Raw genomic sequence first — 21,633 nt, forward strand, 5'->3', positions numbered from 1 at the left:
TTGCCAGCGAGGCTAGCATTGCCCTGGTTAAAAACGACCAATCCTGTAGAAAGGAGCAGGTTTACCGGCGGCGCAGGACGCCGCAGCGGGAGAGAAAGCGATGAGAGAACTACTGGCGGAGGCGGTCAGGCTCGTGGTGGGCGTTGAAAGAAAGAGCGAGACGCTGTATCGAAGAGGCGCCATGGCGGCGGAGGATCGCCACCGGAGCTTTTTCCAGCGGCTCGCGGAAGAACAGGCGCGGCGCATCGAGGCCCTGCTGAGGCAGCTTCCCGAGGCGGAGGCGGCGGCGCATGAGCCGGGGGTGCCCCCGTCATGCCTTGCCGGCGACCACCTGCACCAGGCCATGCTCGACAAGCGTTTCAGCATCGACCTTTACGCCACCTTCTGCCGATGCTTCAAGGAGCCCGGCCTGTGCAGGCTTTTCGAGACGGCGCTGGTGGTCGCACGCAGGGAATTCAGGGTGATCACCGCCGAGTACCTGAAAGGAGGATGTCGCAGCGACGCGACCGCGACATCCCGTCCTCAACGACGCAACCACCAGCGCGGCGAACTCCCCAACCGCGCACCCAACCGCCACTCGCCGCTATTCTTCGCCATGCAGGACAGCGGCAGGCCCTCCCGTATCGGTTGACGGTCAGGCTGCCTCGGGAGCAAGCCGCGGCAGCCTCCTACCGTTGATCCGCAGTACCAGCCCCGCCGCGAGCAGGCAGATCACCCCGGACAGCAGGAAGGCAACCATGTAGTCCCCCAGATAGGTACGCACCGTGCCGGCAAAGGTCGCGGCGAGGGCGGCTCCCACCTGGTGACTCGCAAAGATCCAGCCGAACATCACCCCGACGTTCTCCCTGCCGAAGGATTCTGCGGTGAGGCGCACCGTGGGGGGCACGGTGGCGATCCAGTCCAGCCCGTAGAAGATCGCGAAGGCCGAGAGGCTCCACTGCGGGCCGGAGAGGGCGAAGGGAAGCCCCAGCAGCGAGAGCCCGCGCAGACCGTAATACCAGCGGAGGAGGTAGCGGCTGTTGTAGCGGTCGGAGAGCCACCCGGAAAGGGTGGTGCCGAAAAGGTCCAGGATCCCCATTAAGGCTAAGAGTCCAGCGGCGGCGACCTCCGGAATGCCGTGGTCGACGCAGGCGGGAACCAGGTGCGTGCCGATGAGGCCGTTGGTGCTGGCGCCGCAGACGAAGAAGCTCCCGGCGAGGAGCCAGAAGTCGGTGCTGCGGATGCCGCGCTGCAGACCGCCTATGGCTACCCGGAACGGGTTCTCCCCCGGGTCGTGTTGCGTAGGAGCCGCCTCATCCTCGGCGCCGTAGCGTGACACCCCGACCTCGTGCGGGTGGTTGCGCATGATGAGCAGCACCAGAGGGAAGACCACGAGGGCCGCGGCGGCGGTGGCAAAGGCCGCGGAACGCCAGCCGTGGTGGTGTGACAGCCGGGCCAAAAGCGGCAGAAAGAGGAGCTGTCCGGTCGCGGAACTCGCGGTCAGCACCCCGAGCACCGTCCCCTGGGACTTGTGAAACCAGCGGTTCACCACGGTGGCGCTCAGGCTGTAAGCGGTCATCCCGGCCCCGCACCCGACCAGCACGCCCCAGATGAGCACCATGTGCCACGGGCGCGTCATCAGCGTCGTGGCGCTCACCCCGAGGGCCAGGAGAAAGAGGGCGATGGCCATGGTCCGGCGCACCCCGATCCTGTCGAAGAAGGCGGCGGCGAAGGGACCCATGAGCCCGTACAGAAGCAGGTTCACCGATACAGCCAGCGAGATGGTCGCCCGCGACCAGCCGAACTCGTGCTCGAGGGGGACGATGAGGATCCCCGGCGTGGACCTGATCCCCGCCGTGACGAGCAGGGTCAGGAAGGTCACCGCCATGATGAGCCAGGCGTAGTGAAACTTTCGTGTTGCGGCCATATCTCCCCCCTTACCCGGTCTCGCCGAACTCATCGTCTGCCGCATCGCTCCCGGCACTTCCCTCCAGAGCAAGCGCCAGTGCGCCCAGTTGCCGCACACCTTCGGCGCCGAGCTTTTCCTCGATCAGTTGCTGCGCCTGCAGCCAGTACGGCTGAGCCTTGGCAACCGCGGCACGCCCGGTTTCACTCAGGCTCACCCCGCGCTCCCTCGGGTCAGGAGAAGGAGCTCCCTCGACGAACCCCGCCTGCTCCAGCGCCTTGAGGTTTCTGACCAGCGTGGTCCGGTCCAGCGTGAGCATCCTGGCCAGGGCGCTCACGCTCACCGCACCGGCGCGCGACAGGTTGGCCAGTACCGAATACTGGGTCACCTTGAGCCCGGAAGGCTCCAGGGTTTCGTCGTATATCCTCGTGATGGCGCGCGAAGCGCGGCGCAGGTTGACGCAGCTGCAGACGCTCGCCTTGTCACTCGCCCGTCGGTTCTCTTTCATGGCTCTCTCCTTGCCGCACCCCTCGCATGCGTGCATATACACGGATATATCATCGGTGCAAAAGCCAGGTCAAGCTTTCTTCTTCCGGCGCACGCCGTTCTTCGTCCGGGGGGGCCGTGAGAGCCCTTCTTCTTTGCGGCGGCGCCCCGCCACCGGCTGAAAACATGGTAAAGTTAAACCCTTTGCGGCCCTGTCAAGGGGTGCGCCGCAACCTGTAGCGATGCTTCAAGACTCAATGCCCTATTCAGCACGGAGAAGAGACCATGTCGACCCTGGCCGATCATTACCAGCCGCTTCCCGGAACCGAGGAGCTCCCTCCCCCGCCGTTCGAGGCCATCGAGCTGCTGCGCCTGCGCCGGGCCCCGTCGTACCGCCCGCGCACCCGTCATCTGCTTCCCGGCGGCTGGGCGAAGTACACGAACCGCCTCTTCCTGGAGACGAGCCCATACCTGCTGCAGCACGCGCACAACCCGGTGAACTGGTTTCCCTGGGGGGACGAGGCCTTCGAACTGGCGCGGCGGCTGAACCGGCCCGTCCTGGTCAGCATAGGCTACGCGACCTGCCACTGGTGCCACGTCATGGAAGAGCTCTCCTTCGAGGACGAGGCGATCGCGCAATACCTGAACCGCAACTTCATCGCCGTCAAGGTCGACCGCGAGGAGCGCCCCGACGTGGACACGGTCTACATGACCGCGGTACACGCCATGGGGCTGCAGGGGGGATGGCCGCTGAACGTCTTCGTCGCCCCCGACCGCAAGCCGTTTTACGGCGGCACCTACTTCCCCCCCGACGACTACCCCGGCGGGCTCGGCTTTATGACCCTGATACGCCGGATCAGGGAGAGCTTCGACGCCGCACCGGACCGGGTGGCCCGCGCCGGAATCCAGCTCACCGAGGCGATCAGGAACATGCTCGCCCCGCCGGAGGGGGAGCCCTCCCGGCAGGAACTCTCCCTCGAGCGGGCGGTCACGCTCTACCGGGACCGTTTCGACGAACGAAGCGGCGGGCTGACCGGCGCCCCGAAATTCCCAAGCTCGCTACCGCTTAGGCTTTTGCTGCGCCACTACAAAAACAGCGGCGACAAAAATTTTCTCGCCATGGTCGAACTGACCTTGAGACGCATGGCCGCCGGCGGCATCTACGACCAGGCCGGCGGGGGCTTTCACCGCTACGCCACCGACACGGCATGGCAGGTGCCGCACTTCGAGAAGATGCTCTACGACAACGCCCTCCTTACCTTCAGCTACCTCGAGGGATACCAGGCGACCGGGGATAACGCCTTCGCAGCCGTGGCGCGGGACATCCTGCACTACCTGGAGCGCGACATGCTCGCCCCCGGCGGCGCCTTTTACAGCGCGACCGACGCGGACAGCCTGAACGCCGGCGGGCACCGGGAGGAAGGGGCTTACTTCACCTGGACCCCGGACGAGCTGGAAGAAAGCCTGGGAACCGAGCGCGGTCTCCTCGCGGCGTACTGCTTCGGGGTGACCGCGGGGGGGAACTTCGAAGGGCGCAGCATCCTGCACCGGGACAAGGAGCTCCCGGAACTCGCCAGGGAGTTGAAGATTCCCGAGAAGGAACTGGCGTTGACGCTTGCCGACTGCCGGGAGGCGCTCTACCGGGCGCGCAACAAGCGGCCGCTCCCCTTGCGGGACGAGAAGATCCTTGCCTCCTGGAACGGGCTCGCGATCTCCGCCTTCGCACGCGGCGGCGTAATTCTGGACAACCCGGAACTGGTGCGGAGCGCGGAAAAGGGGGCCGGGTTCGTGCTCGAGCGGATGACCGTCGACGGCTGGCTGAGCCACGGCTTTCAGGAAGGTGAGGCGAAAGGTGAAGGGTTCCTCGACGACTACGCCTTTTTCATCGCGGCGCTCATCGACCTGTTCGAGGCGGGGGGTAATCCGCGCTGGATCGAGCGGGCGCTCGAGCTCACGGCAGCGGTGCGGAAGGAGTTCGAGGACGGTGAAAGAGGGGGCTTCTACATGACCGGACCGCGCCACGAGGCCCTCATCTCCCGGGAGAAACCGGCGTACGACGGGGTGGTCCCCTCGGGAAACTCGGTGATGGTGATGAACCTCCTGCGGCTGCACACGATGACCGGCGACGGCACCTTGCTTCAAGGGGCCCGCCGCGCGTTGGACGCCTTCGCGACGCAGCTCGAGAACGCGCCGACCGCCCTTTCCGAGATGCTCCTCGCCGTGGACTACCTGCGGCAAACGCCCAAGGAGATCGTGATCGTAGCGCCGCAGGACAGGCCCTATGCCGCGGCCCCTTTGCTGGCCGCGCTCAGGCGCGCCTTCGTGCCGAACCGGGTGGCTATCGTCACATGCGAGGGGGAAGACTTCGAGCGTGCGGCGCAGCTCGTGCCGCTTCTGGAGGGAAAGAAGGCGCAGGGGGATCAGGCGGTGGCGTATCTGTGCGAGAACCGCAGCTGCCGCCGTCCTACGAGCGACCCCGAAGAGTTCTACCGGCAACTCGCCCAGGGCCAGATCAACCCTTCTTCCAGTAGGGAGCCTTGATCGGCATGATCCAGCGCACCCCGCCCCTTGGGTCCTCGGTGTCTCCGAGGTACCTCGGGATAAGGTGGATATGCAGATGCATCACCGTCTGCCCCGCCGCGACGCCGTCGTTGATGCCGACGTTGAAGGCGTCCGGGCTCCGCTCGGCGATCAGGTGCTCCCGTACCCGCCCAAGCAGCTCCCAAAGGGCCGCCTGTTCTTCCCCCGTCACCTCGAAGAAGGAGCTTACATGCCGTCTGGGCACGACGAGGGCGTGCCCCGGAGTCACCGGGAAACGGTCGTAGAAGGCGACGGCATGGTCGTTCTCGAGAAGGATCTCGGCGGGGTCGAGGCTGCAGAAGGGACAGGCTGTTTTTTCGGGCATGGGCATGGGATGAAATGAGGGGAAGCCCCTCGGCAGGTGCATGAACGCCATCTGCCGAGGGAGCGTTTTTTTAGATGAACTCTACCTTGCTGGCGGCCTGGGTGATCACGAACACCTTCTCGTTGTTGCTGTCCGGATCGCAGGGAAAGACGATGAAGGTAGCCCGCGCCGGGGAGAATCCCTGGGTGTAGCCGACCACTGTTTCACCATCCTTGAAGGAGACCCGTATCTTCTTCCCCATGCCGACCCGTTCCACGTCCAGCCGCTCCTGGTACTCCGATCTTCCTTCGAAGCTTTTGACGAAGAAGATCGCCTTCAGCTCGGCGATGTTGATTTCGTACCGGTTCCCGCTTCCCGCTTCGGTCAGGTGGAAAAGCTCCTTGTTGGCGGCCAGGTCCTCGGTAGTCCCCTTGGCCATCCTTCCGTCGGCATAACGCACCACGATCTTGGCTATCACTCCGGATTCTCCTTCCTCTGAGGCAACTGTCGGAATTCACATTAAAACATGGTCGATCATCCTACTACCATAAAATTCAAATAATTTGAAGAAGTTTTGAAAACGGGTGCCGACGCGGCGCCCCGGCCGTCGTTGCACTACAACCAGTGACGCGGGTAGGAGCGGTGGTAAACGACGTTGTTGGTGAGACAGGCGACGGCCAGAAGGATGAGCACGCCGGTAAGCACCGGGAGAAACACGAAACCGAAACCGGCAGCACCCTGAACGCCGATGAGAGCGGTGGCGCCTCCGGGGGGATGCGTGGTGTGGGTAATGTTCATGATAAATATGGAGATCCCGACCGCAAGCGCCATGGTGAGTGGTGTCGAGCCCAAGAGGGCGACCACGCCCACCGCAACGAGCGCGGAGAGGAGATGTCCCCCCACCAGGTTGCGCGGCTGGGCGAGCGGCGATTCGTTGGCACCGAAAAGGAGCACGGCCGAGGCACCAAGCGATCCTATCAGGAGCGGGTGACCGAGGAGTCTCGTCACCTCGGCGATGGCCAAAAGCCCCGCGGAGGAGCTGACGAAACTCCAGAAGGCGTAGCGCAGCGTCATCGGACCCCGGATACCGCGGATCGGCGCGCGACACCGCCTCGGGACCCTTGCCAGTCTCTTGCGGATGGCGACCTTGCGTCGCATCACCACCGAGAGGCGTCGTTTCATGAAATGATTTCCTCCTTAAGGGAATAAAAAAGGTTCATCAGGGAATTACGGGGCGCCGATGGTGTTACTTGTCTAGCAGAGAACATGCCCTAACGTCCCCCCCTTTGCGAAGGGGGAGCCTGCCCCCCGTAGCCTTGGCGAAGGGGGGACAGGGGGGATTTGCCTCGGCTTGGAGCAATAAAAAAAAGGGGCAGGGGTTTCCCCCTGCCCCCGGGCAGTGCGGGTTATTTACCCGCGAAGGGGTCCTTGATCTCGTTCTCGGGCTTGAACATGAGCTTCTTCACGCCACGGTTGTTGACGTACTTGGTGAGTTCCAGGTCGACCTTGGCCGGCACATCCACACCGGCTTTGGCCAGCATCTCCCTCAGCTGCTTGTCTGCCGCGGCCGCGTGGCTCGAGGCGTCGGTGAGCACACGCTGCGCCTCGGACGGGTTGTGGAAGCCGATCGAGTTCTCCGCGCCGATGAAGACCACGCGGTAGAACGCCTCCTCGTAGTGGTCCTTCGCCTCGCCGTAAAGCTTCTTGTCCAGGGTCTTGCCGAAGGACTGCGCCTTGTTGGCCATCTCGAAGAGTTTGGCCACGGTCGCGGTGGCGTAGCCCGAACGGATGTACTGAGACATGACCTTGTCCTGGATGGCGTAGACCTTCTCGCGCATCTTCTCGGGCGACTCCTCGTGGCACTGCTTGCAGGCCTTCAGGTCGTTCTTCAAAGGGCTCATGATGCGGTGGTCGGAGACCTTCTGCCCGTTCACCTCGGTCGAGGGCATGTGGCAGTCGGCGCAGCTGACACCCGCCTGCCAGTGCACGCTGTTGTTGGAGAAGAGCTCGAACTCGGGGTGACGGATGAAGGCAAGCTTGAAGCCGGTGACGCTCTGGGTCCACTCGCCGCTCGGCTTGTTGCTCCTCAACTTCTTGATGATGTTCTCGATGGTGATGCCGCCCCACTTGCTCCCTTCCCACGGGAAGAAGACGTCGGTCGACTTCATGTGCTCGTCTTTCGGGATGCTGTAGGTGACGTGGCACTGGGCGCAAGCCAGGGTGCGGAGATCCTGCTGGGTGAGCTTGGACTGGTCGACACCGAGCTTCTCGAGCCCCTTGCCGAGGGTGAAGCCGCGGGAGATCTTGAGGGTCATGGTGCGGTTGTCGTGGCAGTCGATGCAGGAAACGCCCAGGGTCTGGTTCTCTTTGGGGATCTTGCCGCGGATCTCCTGGTAGGGCTTCGCGAAGTAATCCCTGCCGAGCTGCCCCGCGAGCGCCGGAGCGTAAGGGGTCTTGCAGGTAAGGCAGGAGCCCCCCGCCTTGTAGCGGCCCGGGTCGACATCGAGCTGGTCCTGAATCATGTAGTAATGGCCGCGCGGCTCCTTGTACTCGGAACCGAAAGCCCAGCCGTTGTAAAGGAGCGCGAGGAACGGGTACTCGTCAAGCTTGTCCGGGTTCTCCTCCCCCACATCCCACCCCTTCTTGTACCTGCTCTTTCCTGCCGGGGTCGGCTCGGAGGTCTGTTTCCAGAGCTGGTACTGTTTCGGGTAGAGCTTGCCCCACTCGGCCGGATCGACGGCGCCGTCGGCGATCGCCGGGCGTGCATCGGTGACGTCGACCTTCTTCGCTGAGCAGCCGAACCCGGCCAGAGCCAGTCCCGCAACTGTCGTGACGAGACATCCTCGCAGCATCTTCATTACGTTCTCCTGTCGTTGTGATTTTCCCCCGGCAGCTCCGGCCGCAGGAGGGTAACGGATACGGTGATAAGAGCAGCGAACGTGCCAAGCGGCACGCTCGCGTAACATGCGGATGTTGCGATGGATAAGCGACGGGGGCCCCGGTCGGAGCGTGGCGGGGAGGTAACACGGCGTTACCTATCGGTAACGTTTCATCTTCTTCCATAGGGTCTTGCGGGATATCCCCAGAAGCCGGGCGGCCTCGGTGCGGTTATCCCCCGCCGCCGCGAGCGCCTGCTCGATCAGCTCGGCCTCCCGGTCGTCCATGCGATCGGCAAGCAGCGATCCCTTTTCCGCCCGGACGGCACGCAAGGTTCCCGGCCCCTCCGCGCTCCCCCTCAACTCGGGAGGAAGCTCGTCCACGCCGAGGGTATCGCCGCTGCAAAGCGCTGAGGCCCGTTCCATGGCGTTCTTCAGCTCCCTCACGTTCCCCGGGTAGCGGTGCGCGAGCAGGACCTCCTTAGCCTCCCGTGAGAGCCTGAGCGCCGGGCGCCCCATCTCCCTGCCGAAACGCTTCAGGAAAAGCCCCGCAAGTGGGAGGATGTCCTCGAGCCGATCGCGCAGCGGAGGGAGCTCGACCGGGATCACGTTCAGGCGGTAGAAGAGGTCCTCGCGGAACTTGCCGTCTGCCACGTCCTGGCGCAGGTCGCGGTTCGTGGCGGCCACGATGCGCACGTCCACCTGGATCTCCCGGCTCCCCCCCACCCTCTCCACCGTCCTTTCCTGCAGGACGCGCAAAAGCTTCGCCTGGGCGGCAAGCGGCAGTTCGCCGACCTCGTCCAGGAAGAGGGTGCCGCGATGCGCCTGCTCGAACTTCCCCTTGCGCTCCCTGAGCGCGCCGGTAAAGGCCCCCTTCTCGTAACCGAAGAGCTCCGACTCGATGAGGCTCTCCGGAAGCGCCGCGCAGTTCACCTTGATAAGGGGCGCGCCGCTGCGCCTGCTTTTCGCGTGCAGTTCGCGGGCGACAAGCTCCTTGCCCGTGCCGCTCTCGCCGGTGATCAGGATGGTGGAATCGAGGTGCGCGGTCGAGCGGATCATCTGGAAGACCGGCTGCATGACCGCGCTGCGGCCGATGAGTCCCCCGAAGGAGACCTCGCTCAAAAGCTGGTCGCGCAGCTCGGAGTTCTCCTCCTTCAGGTGCTCCCGCTCGGTGATGTCGCGGCTCACCATGAGGGTGCCGACGAAATGCTCCGCCTCGTCACGGATCGGGTAGTAGCTGTTCTCGAAGATGCGCCCCTTTATCTCCAGGGGACGTGTGTGATAGGCGAGGGTTCCGGCTCTCAGGTTTTCCAGGAGGGCGCCGATGCGGGTCCGTGCCGGGGGTGGGTGTATGGAGAGGAGGTCGCGTCCGAGGTAGTTCGCGGCGTCTATGCCGCGGATCTGCTCGGCGGCGGCGTTGACGCAGACGATGGTGTTGGTGTGGTCGGCGAAGACGATTCCTTCGCCCATGCTGGTCAGGATCGCCCTGAAAATCCCCTCCGTGCCCCCCGCTGCATCTGCCACGCTGCCTCCTGTTACCTTTTGGTAACAGCGATAATAGCTTCGTGGCGCAGCGGCGCCTTGACCGAAGTCAAATCATGGGGATTTCAGCTCCGCGGGGGACCGGACGTTTTTCCGGGACAAACTAGGGGAGTGAGAAATAGAAGGTTGCGCCGTAACCCGGCTTCGCTTTGCAGTCGATCCTGCCGCCGTGGCGCTCTATGATCCGCTTGACCGTAGCGAGCCCGATGCCGGTCCCCTCGAACTGCAGCGCGTTTTCAAGACGCCGAAACGCCTCGAACACCCGTGCGGCCTCGGCCTCATCGAAACCGATGCCGTTGTCCCGGACGAAGAAAAAGGGGCCGTCCTCGCGCCGCTCGAGCCCTACCTCGATCCTGGCCTCCGGGCACAACCCGCTGTACTTCCAGGCGTTCTCCATCAGGTTCTGCAAGACGACACGCAAAAGTCCGGCATCCCCGCGCGCCGTCAGCCCGTCGGCGATGACGAAAACCGCCTGCCGCTGCGGCTCGCGTGCCCTCAGTTCGGCCGCCATGTCCGCGGCAATGGCGGTGAGATCGACGTCGGCGGGGACGAGTTCGTTCCGCGCGATGCGCGCGAACCTGAGCAGCGACGTGATCAGTCCCTCCATCTTCGCTGTGGAGGCGAGGATCACGTCGGTGTAGGCCCGCGCCTCTTCGCCCTTCTCGCCAAGACTCTCCTTCAACAACTGGCAGTATCCGGATACCGCGGTAAGCGGGGAACGCAGGTCGTGCGAAACGGTGGAGCAAAAGGCATCCAGATCGCGGTTCGCTGCAGCCAGTTCACCGCTTCGGAAGGAGAGATCGCGGTTCGTTTCTATCAGGCTCCGCTGCGCCAGGTCGCGCTCGGCGATGGCGAGGCGCAGTCTCCCGGCCCCGAAGTGGATGCCGGCCATGCCAAGTCCCCACAGCAGCAGGAAGCTTGCGGCGTTCACTTGGTAGGTCTTTTTGGCGATATTCCATAAAGGGGTCATGGGAACCGCGACGCTCAGCCCGCCACGCACCCCGCCCAGCCGGCACCCCTGCTTTTCATGACATCTAAGGCAAGCCCTCTCGGTCTTTAGCGGCTTCATCAGCCTAAGGTAGCTCCCGCCCGCCATGCGGACCACCGTGCTCTCCTCTTCGGAGCCGCGCTCGAAGGCAAGCAGCGCACCCCGCTCCCAGTCATCGGGGCGGTTTTGCGGACGCAGCGGGGTGAGACTGGTGATGTGCCCCTTGACGCCGAACGAATCGGAGGCGAGTTCGAACACCAGACGGCTCATGTAGGAGGGGTTTACCAGGGTGAGGTGGCGACCTGAGGTGGTGATCACGTCCCTCTCCGGGATCCCGGAAAGGTAGGGGTTGGGCTGGATGCGGTCGCAAACCGGGACGTACACCGCCCCGGAGGCGGCGTTCCAGTGCCGGTAGACCAGGTCGCGCTGGAAGTTGCTTCTGGCCTGGGTGCGCGCCGTCTCGGCGGCCTGCGACATTTCATGGTGGTAGTTGAATATCAACAGGGTCGCGATGACCAGGGTCCAGCCGGCCGCGAGTCCCCAGTTGTAGATGGTCAACAGCTGAGGTGTCGTGAAGTGAGCCTGCCTCCGAGCATGGTCCATCCCCCCTCCTATCCGGCCACCCGCATCGGCCGCGGAAAAGTGTCAACGGTACAGCTTGTGGCAGGACGCAGTGACATGCATTGACCAAAGTCAATATAAGCACGTTAAAGGTGGAGACCCTTCTGAAGTCAGGAGCTCATCGGGGGAAAGCGCCGGGAGGGACTCCCTCCCGGTAAACTTAGCGGCCTGCCACGGTGGAACGCGCCTTCATTACCTCGTCGCGGTCCTCGGCCGTAATGATGATCGTCGAGCAGCTTTTGTTGTGCTCGGTGACGGTGGTGTTGAAGGTGGCCCATTGCGCCTTCAGCTTTTCCACATCCTTTCGGGCCGCCTGCACCATCTTGTTGTGCTCCTCGCTCAGACGGTTGAAGGGGCCGACCTTGGACTCCTTCGCCTCGAGCAGCTTTTTCCTCTGTTCCTGAAGCGAGGCGGAACGCTTCGCGACTTCCGCAAGCCGGGCCTTGTTGCGCGCGATGTCTTCCTCGAGCCCCTTGCGCAGCGCCTTGATCTTCGCTTCGGACTCAAGGCACATCCTGTACTGCTCCCTCGTCTTGTCCACGGGGGCACTGCTTGCGTCTTTGACCTCTTTGGCCGGCTCCTGCAAAAGCGTCGCACCATCCAACGACGCCACTTTCACCGCGGGAGTTTCCGCCGCCGCAGGCTCGGAAGCGAGCGCGGGGCGCACCAGAAGAGATACTGCCACAAGCGCGAACAGCAAGCGATACATCACACACCTCCTCATATCATTGCATTAAAAAATTACTTCCAGTCCCCTAGCCCTCGGCAGGGACTCCTTCCGCCTGGGCGAGCAACTCACGCGCCACTGCATCATCAGGGTCCAGCATCACCGCCATCTTCAAGAGCTCAAGCGCCTCTTCCCTGCGCCCCAGCTGCAGGCAGGCCTGCCCGAAATCGCGGCGCAGGTTCGGCAGGGTCGAATTCAGCTGCAGAGCGGTCGCGTAGTGCGTTACCGCCTGTTCGTCGCCAAGGCTCGCCAGGAGGTTCGCCAGGGCAAGATGTGCTTCGGCGATGGAGGGGTTGGCCTCGATCGCCTTCTCGTAGAGCGCGCGTACCACGGCAACGTCGCTACCGAGCGCCCGCTCCGCAGAGGCAAGGCCGTAGTAGGCCGGGGCTAGCTTGTCGTTCAGCGCGAGGGCGTCGGAGAACATCTTCCGCGCCGTCTCCAAATCGTCCTTCAACAGGTAGACATAGCCCAGGTTCACCTTCACGAGTGGCGCCCCCGGGTCGAGCCTGAGCGCCGTGTTCAGGTGTTCCATCGCCTCGTCGATGCGGTCCGCACGGAGCAGGGCCGCACCGTAGTTGCAATGGCAGTTAACGTGGGAGGGGACCAGCCTTACCGCCTGTTCGTAAAGGGCCAGGGCCTCTTCGTTGCGCCCGAGGTCCTGCAGGAGGACCGCGTAGGTGTAGAGAGCACCGAAGTGGTGCGGAGCGTGTTTGATGGCCTCTTTGAGTACCGACTCGGCGTAGTCGTAGATGCGCAGGTCATGCAGCGTGTCGCCGAGCTTGTGCAGCATGTGCGCGTTGTCAGGCGCAAGGCCCACGGCGATCTCGAAGCATACCGCGCTCTCCTTTACGAACCCCTCCCTTTTAAGGAGATCGCCGAACGAGACCAGCAGCGCGGTGACATCGCCCACACGCACCGTGACGACGTCTTCGTGCAGCAGGTTCGCCAGTTCCATGGCGATGGTGCGTGAGATGCTCTCACCGGTCTCGGAGATGCGGGCGCTCAGGTTGCGCAGCCCCTGTACCGCCTCCTCGACTGCGCCGCTGTCGGCCTTGGCGGCGGCGGTGAAGAAAAGGGCTAGAAAGTCGTTCGCGTCCCTTTGCGTCATGGCCTGATAGGAAGCCAGCGCGGGCTCCAGCTCGCCGCGCACGTGCATCGCGAGCGTCGTGATGAAGTTGGCGTCAACGACCTTCGTAGCGGTCTTATTATCTTCGTTTCCGAACATCCTGCTGAATATGCCCATGATTGGTCTCCATGCTTGGCAAAGGGCAAGCCGCAACGGTAGTGTTATTGCGCCGCAAAGGTAATGGATTCTTGAGTCTTTGGCAAGAGTTTGATGCATAACAGCGTCGGAAATCAGCTCTTTTCCAGGCCGGAAGAGCTTCCAAGTCATGTTGCGCGACCGTTTCAAAGGATAGCCCCGGCTGATGAAGCTATGAAAACCTGATTTGGATATTTCGGCTGCCCGGTGGAAGCAACCTCATCGCCCCCACCTGCGTCGATCATTGGGTGAGGGTCGCGACTTGCCGCCGTCCGACCCCGCACTATAATATGAAATGTTTTTAATTTGATTCCGCAAGGGGGACGGCTGTATGACCTGGGACCTGTGCGTAGCCGAGGCCGAGACATTACTTACATCCACCCGCATTCCTTCCTCGCTTGAGATCATCACCCTCATCAAACGGATCAATCCCACCCGGCTGCAACTTCCTGAACCGGACCGCGAGCGCGGATACCGCATCAACGGCGCACTGCAGAACCTGCTCCTCGAGCATTACGGCGCCGCTTTTTGGCTGGTGCCGTTTGCATGGAACCCGGAAATAGTCCTCATAAAACATACCGCCCTACCCTCTGTCGATGCCTGCCACGCTCTCGTCGGGGCATTGTCCGAGAAGGCCCTTATGAGCGTCGCCGATCCGGCGGAGGGTGCGGCCTCCAAGCCGTGCCCGAAAAAGAAAACGAAGCCGCCCTCCTCCCGTTCTCCCACAGATGCGGTAAGGGGAGCGCAACAGATGCTGGAGAGATATGAATACTGCCGGGCGGAGGAACTCCTGTCCGGGATCCGCTTGGAGAACAACGGCGCATTGCCCAGCCTGCTCCGGGCAGCCACCATGCTGATGGAAGAGATAGGCGCTTACGGCACCGCCGTCGAGCTGTTGCTGTCGCAGCCGAAGTGCGTTCTGAAGGACAATTCCATCAAGGAGACGCTGGCACAGGCCTACTACCGAAACGGCATGATCCCGGAGGCGCGTGCGCTCTTCGATGTCCTCCCCGTCGCAGGCATGCAGAAGCTTTCCCTCTGCGCATATGCCGATATTTCCTTCAAGGACGGCAGCCTGACCCACGCCTACGGCCTTTTGGAACGCGCGGAAGAGAAGGAAGGTTTCGCCGCCAACCTTGATCGGCTCAAAAACGAGATCCGGGAAGCGATGCACGCAGAGGCCCAGACGTGGCTGCAAAAGGCGCAGGAAGCCCTCAGGAGGGACGACGTGGCGCAGGCCGAGTCCATGGGACTCCAAGCGCTGAGCCGCTTCCCGGCTCTGCAACAGGCACGTGAGATAGTCGCCGAAGTCAGGACCAGAAGGGAGGCTGAGGAGTTGACGTCGCTGTGGGACAAGCTCGAAAAGAGTGAACGGGGACAATCAAGGCTCGACCTGCTTGAGACGTTGCTGGAACGCGACAGGGAGCACCAGGAGAAGATCAAAACGCTGCTCGTGACGGAAAAGGCGACCGTGAAAGAGGAATGGTGCTTCAGCCAACTGCAAAGGCTGCGGGAGGAAACGGTTCGGAAAAGGTGGGAGAAGTGCTACGCCATCATCGACTCGCTCTCCCACCAAAACGACCATGTCGACAGCTACCGCGAGGCCTGCGCCCTTTCTCCCCACTTCTCCGTCCTGTACAACAACAGGCGGCTGCGAAAGGTGACCCCGAAAACGGCGAAGGAGGCTTGGCTGAGGTTGATCCAGGCAAGGACGGCGCTGCAGTCGGGGCAGCGGGAAGGGTGTCTTGAACTGATGGATGGGGTGAAGGAATATTTCGAGCATTGCCCGGATTTTGCGGAAGAGTACAGGAAACTTCTTGGGGCGGAGCAGGAATCGTCGCGAAGGGAAATTGCGGACCTGCTGCGGCAGGTGGCAGGTGATGACGTGGATGAGGTGCGCATAGGCACCGCCTTCAACCGGATCCGCAAGAAAATGACCGTACTGCCGGAGAAGGAAAGGGTCGAATATAAAAAGATCATGCAGGACCGCCTGGCCCAGCTCGTCACGGAACCCGACGACGAGGAGGTGGGTAATGCGTACCATTGCGCCCTGTTGTTGGGCAAAGCTGAAGATGCGGCGCAGTTGCGCAAGATGATAAGAGATGCCGACCGGTTGGAACAGATCGAAAAGGAGGTCTCGGAGCCGATGCAGATGGAAGTCTCCCCTTTGACGTTGGCCTTCTCGGACGACATGCCGGTCGACCTGACCTCGAAACCGGCGCTTAGGTGTCTGGGCGCCACATACCGTCACATCCTTTTGGGCGACGAGGAGGGTGACTTGATCATGGTCGATCTGCATGACATGACCGCCACAAAGTTCGCATGCATCCTGGGCCGGTTGTATCTTGCCGACGCACTTCCGGCGCAGGGGATTTTCCTGTTCAGGATCCAAGGCGAGAATTTCTTCGCTCGCGCCGAACTCTCCAGCGGGAAAGGAGCCGTAAAAGCGGTGTTCGAAGGGTCGACGGGCTTCCTGTTACCGAGCGACTCCGTCATAAACGACATCTATCTGAGCAGCGATAGAGCGACCGATTATTACCTCAACATCGCCCAAGAGGACGGGACGGCGCCGGCGGTTATGGGAAGGCTGCGGCTGCGGAGCAGAAACGGCATGGCTGATACCGTGCGGATTAATAATGAGCCGCGCCTCTACAGTTGGCGCCTCTCCAGCAACCCCGAAAAGTTCATCATCGGGACCACCGATCAGACGAGGATATGCGCCAGAAACCTCACCCTCGATATCGCCATGGGCTTTACGCCGGAGATATGGGAAGTCGACGAGGTCAACGGCCACATCTACTACTATTTCGGCACCACATTGAGGAAGGCCGATTTTCACCTCGACGACTGCGATGAGTTCCCCCATTCGGATGCCTTCATGTTCTTTTACGGCTATCACAGAATGCTCGGGCTGTGCCCGGCCACCAGCACGGCCCACCTCGCGCTGAGAGAGCGAGCCGCCTTGTATGATTACAGCGCCAACAAGCTATCGACCGTGTTTCCGGCGGACGCGATCATTTCCACCAGGCCCGCTAAAAATTGGTACTGCTATCACTACGACAAAGACGCGGGTGAACTGAAACTGAGGGACGTGACTGAAGAAGTGTTCAAGATCCTGGATTGGCGGACGGTACCGATCAAAAACGGCCAGAAGTGGAGCAATGAACAATACAGGGAGGCATACGAAATGATGTACTTTGGTTACAAGGACACCCCGGAGCCGCTCGTTTTTCCCCATGCAGAGCAGGAACCTTCCGAAGCGACGGGCACGGTTCAGTAAAGGGAGGCTCTTCTACCTGAAGGGACATGATCCTGAGTTAAGCGTTTTCCCCGCAAGATCCGGCACCAAACCTGAGACTTGTGACGGCCGGTCACTCACCTCAACGGCCCCGGCTGCGGAGTTGTACGGTTCCAAGCCGCTCCGGCGAATTCCCCCCTGTTTCGTCCCGTCCACGAGGCTTTTCAGGGGCCGGCGAAACCGCTGCTACGGCTGAATCCCTGCAAACCGTCTTCTTCTACGCTAAAAGATGACATCCAGCCGGTTTAAAGACTTCCCAGCGGCGACGCAGGATCCTGCCGGAAAGAGAGCGACCGCCGCGTCGTTTGAGCCACCGCCCCGGCATGTAAACCATCTCCCGCACGGGAAACGGATTTCCTTTCGAGGAAGTCGTATCTTCCCGGTTTCCCATCTGATTACGACACGTTCCGAAAAGATCGAAATCCATTTCCCGCAAGCGAAATCCATTTGCTTCCCGGTTGATCCTTTTCCCGAGAAACGACTTTTCCAGAGTGGCCGGCAAGCCTTTGAAGGGGTGGCGGATGATCATTGAGAGGTTTATTGAAATTTTTGAGAGGTTTATCGAAGGGTGATCAGCTGGGTTAAGCGGTATAGCTGCGATCAGAGGCGGTCGCACATCTTTGAGGAGACTGCACGGGAGGTCGAACTATTTTGCCGCGTGGATAAAGGTTTCCCGCCAGCTATGAACCGGCGTGCCCCCCTCTACTGCCTGGGCGCCGCGACGACTTGTCGGCCGAGGCGCCCAGGCGAAGGTGGAAAGCTAGACTACCATGATGTGTACGTAGGTGGACCAGGGGCCGTACCCTGCGTGTCCGAGGCATCTGACCCTGATGTAGTAAATCTTGCCCGGCTCGAGACCGGTCAGTTCGACGCCCCCTTTGATCTTTGTGAACTGCCACTCTTTCAGCCAAGCCGCCTCGTCGTTCGGATCGCCCTGGCATGCCTGAACGAAATAGGTGACCGCTCCTTCGACCTTTCCGAGGACAAGACGCAGCGTCCCGGAGATCTTCCCATGCTCGAGCTTCATCTTGTCCGGAGCTTTGATCAGGACGGTGGTCGTACTCCTGGGGGCGGCCTTTTTCCTGTGGTCAACGCCGAGGTTGGAGATCAGCTCGAAATTCTTCTCCTTCAGGTACCTCATCCCTGCCCAGTTGAGCGTCAGACAGGTGGCCAGCAGCGCCTCCTCACGGGCGGCATCGCGCTCCGCTTTCTTCCCCGAGGCGCCGGTCATGACGGCGTAGGTCAGATCATGATAGCGGGTGCCGAGGATCTTGATCTCGTTGCCGTGATAAGCGCCCGCAGGCACCTCCTGGAACAGTGGATGCGCGATCAAGGCCTCGCCGATGCCTATGATGTGCGTTGCACACTCCAGGTGCGGATAGTTGATGAAACTGGTGTCGAAGATACTTAGTGGGTGGAATGCGAATGGCATGAACACCTCCTGTTTTTTAGAGATATTTAACCTACCACCCAAAATTAGTCGAGAGACCGGCCGCTGTCAAGGCGGCAAGAGACAAGAGGTGGAAAAAAAGACGCATGCAGCCCCGGCTGCATTTGCCGGGGCCCCAGAGGAAGGTCGAAAGGACGGCTAAGGAGGGGAAAGCGGGAAACATGGCCCCGCGTAGGAAGGATCAGGCCTTTTTCACGTACTCGGACTTCAACTGCATGGCGCCGATGCCGTCGATCTTGCAGTCTATGTCGTGGTCGCCGTCGACGAGACGGATGTTGCGCACCTTGGTGCCGACCTTCACCACCGAGGAGGAGCCCTTGATCTTCAGGTCCTTGATCACGGTGACCGAGTCGCCGTCCTTAAGCTCGTTGCCGAAGGCGTCACGGACGACGCTGTCGGTTTCCGCGCTCTCCGGCTCGGCCTGGGGCCATTCGTTGCCGCACTCGGGGCAGACGTAGAGCGCGCCGTCTTCGTAGGTGTAAGCGGAACTGCAGGAGGGACATTTGGGCAGGGTCGTCATCGGAATCCTTTTGAAGCGTGAGATTTGGTGCGAAACGAAAAAACCCCGGAAGCCGTCGTGGCCACCGGGGTCTGAAATTTTTGGAGCGGGAAACGGGGTTCGAACCCGCGACTTCAACCTTGGCAAGGTTGCACTCTACCACTGAGTTATTCCCGCTCAACGAGAGACCGTTTTATAGCAAAACAGGCCTACCCAGTCAACCCAAAAAATCCGTCATGCGAGAATATTTTTGCAGCGGCGCGAAAAGCTTCGAAAGCTCGTGGTTTTCGCCACGCCGCTCCCATGGCCCTTCCGCGCGCCCCCTACTTTCCGGTGAGCACCTTGCGGATCGTTTCGTAGATCTCCTTGGGGACGAAGGGCTTCATCAGGTTCCCCTTCGCTCCGGCGTCCAGGGCGGCCTGGATATCGCTGTCGAAGTCCGAGGCGCTGGCGACCAGCACACGGGCGTTGGGATCTATGGCAACCAGTTCCTTGGTGGCATCGATGCCGTTTTTGTCGGGCATGTAGATGTCCATGATCACGATGTGCGGCCGCAGGACTTGGTATTGCTTGAGCGCCTCGTCACCGGTCGCCGCTTCTCCGACCACGGTGAAGCCGATCTGCTCCAGCACGGCGCGCAGCACCTGACGAAAAAAAAGCTCGTCGTCCACGATAAGTATCCTGACGTCCTTTAAAGCCATGCACACCCCCGCTTGATGATCAACTGCCACATTCATTTAGCATGTTTCTACGGCAATTTCCACTTTGCAATGACAAAATATCCTCATGGCACGAGCTAAATAGCCGCTGCACGCTGCAAGTTCATGTGATCATGCGTGTCGATATATTGCGGCAAGGGCATGACTACTGTAGTAATGACAGATCCTGCCAATTGAGAGAAACGAGCAACCGGTCAAGGTCGTCACTGCAGTAGCTTTTCCCCCGACCATCGCATTCGGGATAATGACGCAGCACCGACGTGCAGGGCGTTTCGTCGCTGCTTCTGTTGACCTCGATGAGGAAAAACCCTCCGGGTTTCAGGTTGCGCACCACGTTTTCCAGGTACGGCCCCCTCTTCTCCCGGGTCGCGATGATGTTGAAGACGTAGGTCGAGAGCACCAGATCAACGCCAAGTTCCGTCTGCGGCAGCTCCCTGACGGAAAGGAGCCCTGCGAGCCTGGCCGCCCCCGGATGCAGGGAAAGCGCCTTGATCTGCTCGGGGAGGTCCGCGGCGTAAACCTGGAACCCCTGCTCCGAGAGGTAAATGGAATTGCGCAACAGCCCCGCGCCGTAATCGAGGACCCTTCTGACCCCGACGAGGGTGAAGAATCGCGCATAGCGCATCACGCTGGTGGCGGCTCTGGTCATGTCCGGCTCCCTGTGAGGCAATGTGGTCTGGATGCCCGGGCTCGCGCCCGGGACAATTGTATAGCAAAAGAGGGAAAGATTAGGACGGTCAAATGCAACTACGGCGTTTACGAAAATTGAAGAAATGGGTTGACATGGAAGCGGGGCGTTATTATTATCACAGCCTGTAAAGGGGAGTAGCTATCGGCCGGAGAAATGGCCGACCTCAGGTTCGTCAAGACGGTGGCAACACCCGGACCCGAGGATAATCTTTTAGAAAACAGCAAGACCTTTACCTGTAGCGAGTCAATCGCCATGGGTAAAGGTCTTTTTTTTTAACATGAACTGGCGCAGCGGTGCTGTAGCGGCGCCTCTTGAAACGGGCAAGTACCCGTAAGGAGAGAAAAAAATGCACCTCGAACAAAAACAACAATACGCGACGGCCGTAAAAAGAAAAACGATGAGAAAGAAGAAGGAGACCCCGAAAAAGGGTACCCCGGTCCTGAAAAACGTGGTATCGCTCAGGGTGAGCGATCAGGAGAAACGCCTACTGGAGCGGCTCACCAGGGCCACTTCGCTGAACGTGTCCGACCTCGTGCGCGAGGCGATAGGTTTCTGGCTCGCCAAGGGGCGCGGGCGCTCCGGAACGGCGAACAAGGGATCGCGCCCGTCCCTCGTGCTCGCCGGGAACTCGAACTGACCTTACTGCAACAACCACCAAGGAGACAACACAAGATGAAACGAAAACTCGCCCAAGCCTTCGCAGTATTCGCCGCAGTCCTCATGCTGAGCGCGACGGTGCTGGAGACCAGCGCCCATGCCCGCGCCGGCGGCGGGCGGTCCATGGGAAGCCGCGGTTCCCGCAGCTATTCCGCGCCCGCTTCCTCGTACCGGCAGTCCGCCCCTTCTTACCAGCAGCAGTACTCTCCCTCCCCCATGGGCGGGATGCAGCAGCCCTCGGCAGGCGGCGGCTTCCTGCGCAGCATGGCGGGCGGCATCGCAGGCGGTCTCTTAGGCGGCATGCTCTTCAGGGGCATGGCCGGTGCCGGCGGCCCGGGCTTTGGCGGCGGGATCGGCCTCTTCGAAATCGTGCTTCTGGCCGGCATCGCCTACCTCATCTACCGCATGGTGAAAAGGCGCCGCAGCGAATCGCCGCTTCAGAGCGTTGCAACCGGTTACGGAACCGGCGGGTACGACCGCCAGCAGGGTTACGGGGGGCAGCCCATCCCCGCCTCCTACAGTGTCGAGGAGCCGGCGCGTGGCGACCTGCAGACCGGTCTCTCCCATCTGCGCCAGATGGACGCGGGCTTCGACGAGAACCGCTTCAAGGACCTCGTCATGGACAACTTCTTCAGGATCCAGGGTGGCTGGATGAACCGGGACCTGCAGGCGCTCTCCCCGCTGCTGACGCCGGAAATGCAGGGGGTCTTCAAGGAGGACGTCGAGCGGCTGCTGCGCGAAGGGCGTGTGAACCGGCTGGAAAACATCGCGGTGCGCAGCGTGGAGCTGGCCGAGGTGTGGCAGGAGGCGGGTCAGGATTACATCACCGCCCTCATCTACGCTAACCTCCTGGACTACACGACCGACGAAAACGGCACCGTGGTCGCCGGGAGCAAGACCGAGCCGGTGAAGTTCGAGGAGTACTGGACCTTCACGAGGCCGGTCGGCAACAACCCCTGGCGCCTCGGCGCGATAAACCAGAAGTAGCCGGCTCGAAAAAAAACGGGCGCCTTCCTCCGAAGGCGCCCGTTTCTCGTTTGGAGCTTCCC

Annotated in this window: 20 protein-coding genes and 1 tRNA gene; 5 read left to right on the forward strand and 16 right to left on the reverse strand. The window is 61.7% G+C overall.

Annotated elements, in window-relative coordinates; all coding sequences use genetic code 11:
• Positions 1–100: 100 nt before the first annotated feature.
• Entirely contained in the window at positions 101–631 is a 531-nt protein-coding gene (locus tag D6Z24_RS10485) for a hypothetical protein (protein ID WP_129126528.1), read from the forward strand.
• A 3-nt stretch (positions 632–634) separates the two neighbouring features.
• On the opposite strand, the gene D6Z24_RS10490 is transcribed toward D6Z24_RS10485, so the two are convergent.
• Both D6Z24_RS10490 and D6Z24_RS10495 read right to left on the reverse strand, forming a co-directional pair.
• Entirely contained in the window at positions 635–1,906 is a 1,272-nt protein-coding gene (locus tag D6Z24_RS10490; RefSeq protein ID WP_129126529.1) for an MFS transporter, read from the reverse strand.
• 10 nt (positions 1,907–1,916) lie between these two features.
• Positions 1,917–2,393, reverse strand: coding sequence for a MarR family winged helix-turn-helix transcriptional regulator (locus tag D6Z24_RS10495; protein ID WP_129126530.1), 477 nt, complete (start codon positions 2,391–2,393; stop codon positions 1,917–1,919).
• Between the two features lie 263 nt (positions 2,394–2,656).
• On the opposite strand from D6Z24_RS10495, the gene D6Z24_RS10500 reads away from it, so the two are divergent.
• Positions 2,657–4,912, forward strand: coding sequence for a thioredoxin domain-containing protein (locus D6Z24_RS10500; protein ID WP_129126531.1), 2,256 nt, complete (start codon positions 2,657–2,659; stop codon positions 4,910–4,912).
• On the opposite strand, the gene D6Z24_RS10505 is transcribed toward D6Z24_RS10500, so the two are convergent.
• The 8 genes from D6Z24_RS10505 to D6Z24_RS10540 form a co-directional block, all read right to left on the reverse strand.
• Positions 4,884–5,318: an HIT family protein gene (locus tag D6Z24_RS10505; protein WP_246014629.1), complete on the reverse strand. Its 435-nt coding sequence runs from the start codon at positions 5,316–5,318 to the stop codon at positions 4,884–4,886. The genes D6Z24_RS10500 and D6Z24_RS10505 overlap by 29 nt on opposite strands.
• A 28-nt stretch (positions 5,319–5,346) precedes the next feature.
• A complete protein-coding gene (locus D6Z24_RS10510) occupies positions 5,347–5,733 on the reverse strand; it encodes a DUF6982 domain-containing protein (RefSeq protein ID WP_129126532.1) in 387 nt (128 codons plus the stop codon).
• A 137-nt stretch (positions 5,734–5,870) separates the two neighbouring features.
• Positions 5,871–6,437, reverse strand: a complete 567-nt coding sequence (locus D6Z24_RS10515; RefSeq protein ID WP_129126533.1) for an HPP family protein — start codon at positions 6,435–6,437, stop codon at positions 5,871–5,873.
• A 224-nt stretch (positions 6,438–6,661) separates the two neighbouring features.
• Complete coding sequence (locus D6Z24_RS10520; protein ID WP_129126534.1) at positions 6,662–8,113, reverse strand: ammonia-forming cytochrome c nitrite reductase subunit c552; 1,452 nt, start codon at positions 8,111–8,113, stop codon at positions 6,662–6,664.
• A gap of 177 nt (positions 8,114–8,290) precedes the next feature.
• Positions 8,291–9,655 carry a sigma-54 interaction domain-containing protein gene (locus D6Z24_RS10525; protein WP_281275026.1) on the reverse strand — a complete coding sequence of 455 codons (1,365 nt, stop codon included), beginning with the start codon at positions 9,653–9,655 and terminating at the stop codon, positions 8,291–8,293.
• A 121-nt stretch (positions 9,656–9,776) separates the two neighbouring features.
• Positions 9,777–11,264 (reverse strand): ATP-binding protein, encoded by a 1,488-nt coding sequence (locus tag D6Z24_RS10530; protein WP_129126535.1) that lies wholly within the window; start codon positions 11,262–11,264, stop codon positions 9,777–9,779.
• A 178-nt stretch (positions 11,265–11,442) separates the two neighbouring features.
• Positions 11,443–11,991 carry a hypothetical protein gene (locus tag D6Z24_RS10535; protein ID WP_129126536.1) on the reverse strand — a complete coding sequence of 183 codons (549 nt, stop codon included), beginning with the start codon at positions 11,989–11,991 and terminating at the stop codon, positions 11,443–11,445.
• 46 nt (positions 11,992–12,037) lie between these two features.
• Positions 12,038–13,252: a tetratricopeptide repeat protein gene (locus D6Z24_RS10540; RefSeq protein WP_129126537.1), complete on the reverse strand. Its 1,215-nt coding sequence runs from the start codon at positions 13,250–13,252 to the stop codon at positions 12,038–12,040.
• A 349-nt stretch (positions 13,253–13,601) separates the two neighbouring features.
• On the opposite strand from D6Z24_RS10540, the gene D6Z24_RS10545 reads away from it, so the two are divergent.
• Positions 13,602–16,550 carry a hypothetical protein gene (locus D6Z24_RS10545; RefSeq protein ID WP_129126538.1) on the forward strand — a complete coding sequence of 983 codons (2,949 nt, stop codon included), beginning with the start codon at positions 13,602–13,604 and terminating at the stop codon, positions 16,548–16,550.
• Positions 16,551–16,785: 235 nt separating this feature from the next.
• Here the strand turns inward: D6Z24_RS10545 and D6Z24_RS10550 are convergent, their stop codons facing one another.
• The 6 genes from D6Z24_RS10550 to D6Z24_RS10575 form a co-directional block, all read right to left on the reverse strand.
• Complete coding sequence (locus D6Z24_RS10550; protein WP_129126539.1) at positions 16,786–17,097, reverse strand: hypothetical protein; 312 nt, start codon at positions 17,095–17,097, stop codon at positions 16,786–16,788.
• A 231-nt stretch (positions 17,098–17,328) separates the two neighbouring features.
• A complete protein-coding gene (locus D6Z24_RS10555; RefSeq protein WP_129126540.1) occupies positions 17,329–18,000 on the reverse strand; it encodes a fibronectin type III domain-containing protein in 672 nt (223 codons plus the stop codon).
• A 199-nt stretch (positions 18,001–18,199) separates the two neighbouring features.
• The gene (locus D6Z24_RS10560) at positions 18,200–18,538 is read right to left on the reverse strand and encodes a zinc ribbon domain-containing protein YjdM (protein WP_129126541.1); all 339 of its coding nucleotides are present in this window, start codon (positions 18,536–18,538) and stop codon (positions 18,200–18,202) included.
• A gap of 81 nt (positions 18,539–18,619) precedes the next feature.
• Positions 18,620–18,694: transfer RNA gene (locus D6Z24_RS10565), tRNA-Gly, on the reverse strand.
• Between the two features lie 146 nt (positions 18,695–18,840).
• The gene (locus D6Z24_RS10570; RefSeq protein ID WP_129126542.1) at positions 18,841–19,218 is read right to left on the reverse strand and encodes a response regulator; all 378 of its coding nucleotides are present in this window, start codon (positions 19,216–19,218) and stop codon (positions 18,841–18,843) included.
• A gap of 163 nt (positions 19,219–19,381) precedes the next feature.
• Entirely contained in the window at positions 19,382–19,885 is a 504-nt protein-coding gene (locus D6Z24_RS10575) for a class I SAM-dependent methyltransferase (RefSeq protein WP_246014630.1), read from the reverse strand.
• Between the two features lie 439 nt (positions 19,886–20,324).
• On the opposite strand from D6Z24_RS10575, the gene D6Z24_RS10580 reads away from it, so the two are divergent.
• Together D6Z24_RS10580 and D6Z24_RS10585 are read left to right on the forward strand one after the other, a co-directional pair.
• Positions 20,325–20,564: a ribbon-helix-helix protein, CopG family gene (locus D6Z24_RS10580; protein WP_246014631.1), complete on the forward strand. Its 240-nt coding sequence runs from the start codon at positions 20,325–20,327 to the stop codon at positions 20,562–20,564.
• Positions 20,565–20,599: 35 nt separating this feature from the next.
• The gene (locus D6Z24_RS10585) at positions 20,600–21,571 is read left to right on the forward strand and encodes a Tim44 domain-containing protein (protein WP_129126544.1); all 972 of its coding nucleotides are present in this window, start codon (positions 20,600–20,602) and stop codon (positions 21,569–21,571) included.
• Positions 21,572–21,633: the final 62 nt, after the last annotated feature.

The sequence above is a fragment of the Geomonas oryzae genome (genome assembly GCF_004117875.1).
Classification (GTDB): domain Bacteria; phylum Desulfobacterota; class Desulfuromonadia; order Geobacterales; family Geobacteraceae; genus Geomonas; species Geomonas oryzae.

Coding starts and splice junctions, on each gene's coding strand:
- D6Z24_RS10505 (WP_246014629.1), bottom strand. CDS start 5,318: ATGCACCTGCCGAGGGGCTTCCCCTCATTTCATCCCATGCCCATGCCC.
- D6Z24_RS10535 (WP_129126536.1), bottom strand. CDS start 11,991: ATGTATCGCTTGCTGTTCGCGCTTGTGGCAGTATCTCTTCTGGTGCGC.
- D6Z24_RS10585 (WP_129126544.1), top strand. CDS start 20,600: ATGAAACGAAAACTCGCCCAAGCCTTCGCAGTATTCGCCGCAGTCCTC.
- D6Z24_RS10570 (WP_129126542.1), bottom strand. CDS start 19,218: ATGGCTTTAAAGGACGTCAGGATACTTATCGTGGACGACGAGCTTTTT.
- D6Z24_RS10545 (WP_129126538.1), top strand. CDS start 13,602: ATGACCTGGGACCTGTGCGTAGCCGAGGCCGAGACATTACTTACATCC.
- D6Z24_RS10530 (WP_129126535.1), bottom strand. CDS start 11,264: ATGGACCATGCTCGGAGGCAGGCTCACTTCACGACACCTCAGCTGTTG.
- D6Z24_RS10540 (WP_129126537.1), bottom strand. CDS start 13,252: ATGGGCATATTCAGCAGGATGTTCGGAAACGAAGATAATAAGACCGCT.
- D6Z24_RS10515 (WP_129126533.1), bottom strand. CDS start 6,437: ATGAAACGACGCCTCTCGGTGGTGATGCGACGCAAGGTCGCCATCCGC.
- D6Z24_RS10580 (WP_246014631.1), top strand. CDS start 20,325: ATGAGAAAGAAGAAGGAGACCCCGAAAAAGGGTACCCCGGTCCTGAAA.
- D6Z24_RS10485 (WP_129126528.1), top strand. CDS start 101: ATGAGAGAACTACTGGCGGAGGCGGTCAGGCTCGTGGTGGGCGTTGAA.
- D6Z24_RS10520 (WP_129126534.1), bottom strand. CDS start 8,113: ATGAAGATGCTGCGAGGATGTCTCGTCACGACAGTTGCGGGACTGGCT.
- D6Z24_RS10560 (WP_129126541.1), bottom strand. CDS start 18,538: ATGACGACCCTGCCCAAATGTCCCTCCTGCAGTTCCGCTTACACCTAC.
- D6Z24_RS10500 (WP_129126531.1), top strand. CDS start 2,657: ATGTCGACCCTGGCCGATCATTACCAGCCGCTTCCCGGAACCGAGGAG.
- D6Z24_RS10550 (WP_129126539.1), bottom strand. CDS start 17,097: ATGATCATCCGCCACCCCTTCAAAGGCTTGCCGGCCACTCTGGAAAAG.
- D6Z24_RS10490 (WP_129126529.1), bottom strand. CDS start 1,906: ATGGCCGCAACACGAAAGTTTCACTACGCCTGGCTCATCATGGCGGTG.
- D6Z24_RS10555 (WP_129126540.1), bottom strand. CDS start 18,000: ATGCCATTCGCATTCCACCCACTAAGTATCTTCGACACCAGTTTCATC.
- D6Z24_RS10575 (WP_246014630.1), bottom strand. CDS start 19,885: ATGACCAGAGCCGCCACCAGCGTGATGCGCTATGCGCGATTCTTCACC.
- D6Z24_RS10495 (WP_129126530.1), bottom strand. CDS start 2,393: ATGAAAGAGAACCGACGGGCGAGTGACAAGGCGAGCGTCTGCAGCTGC.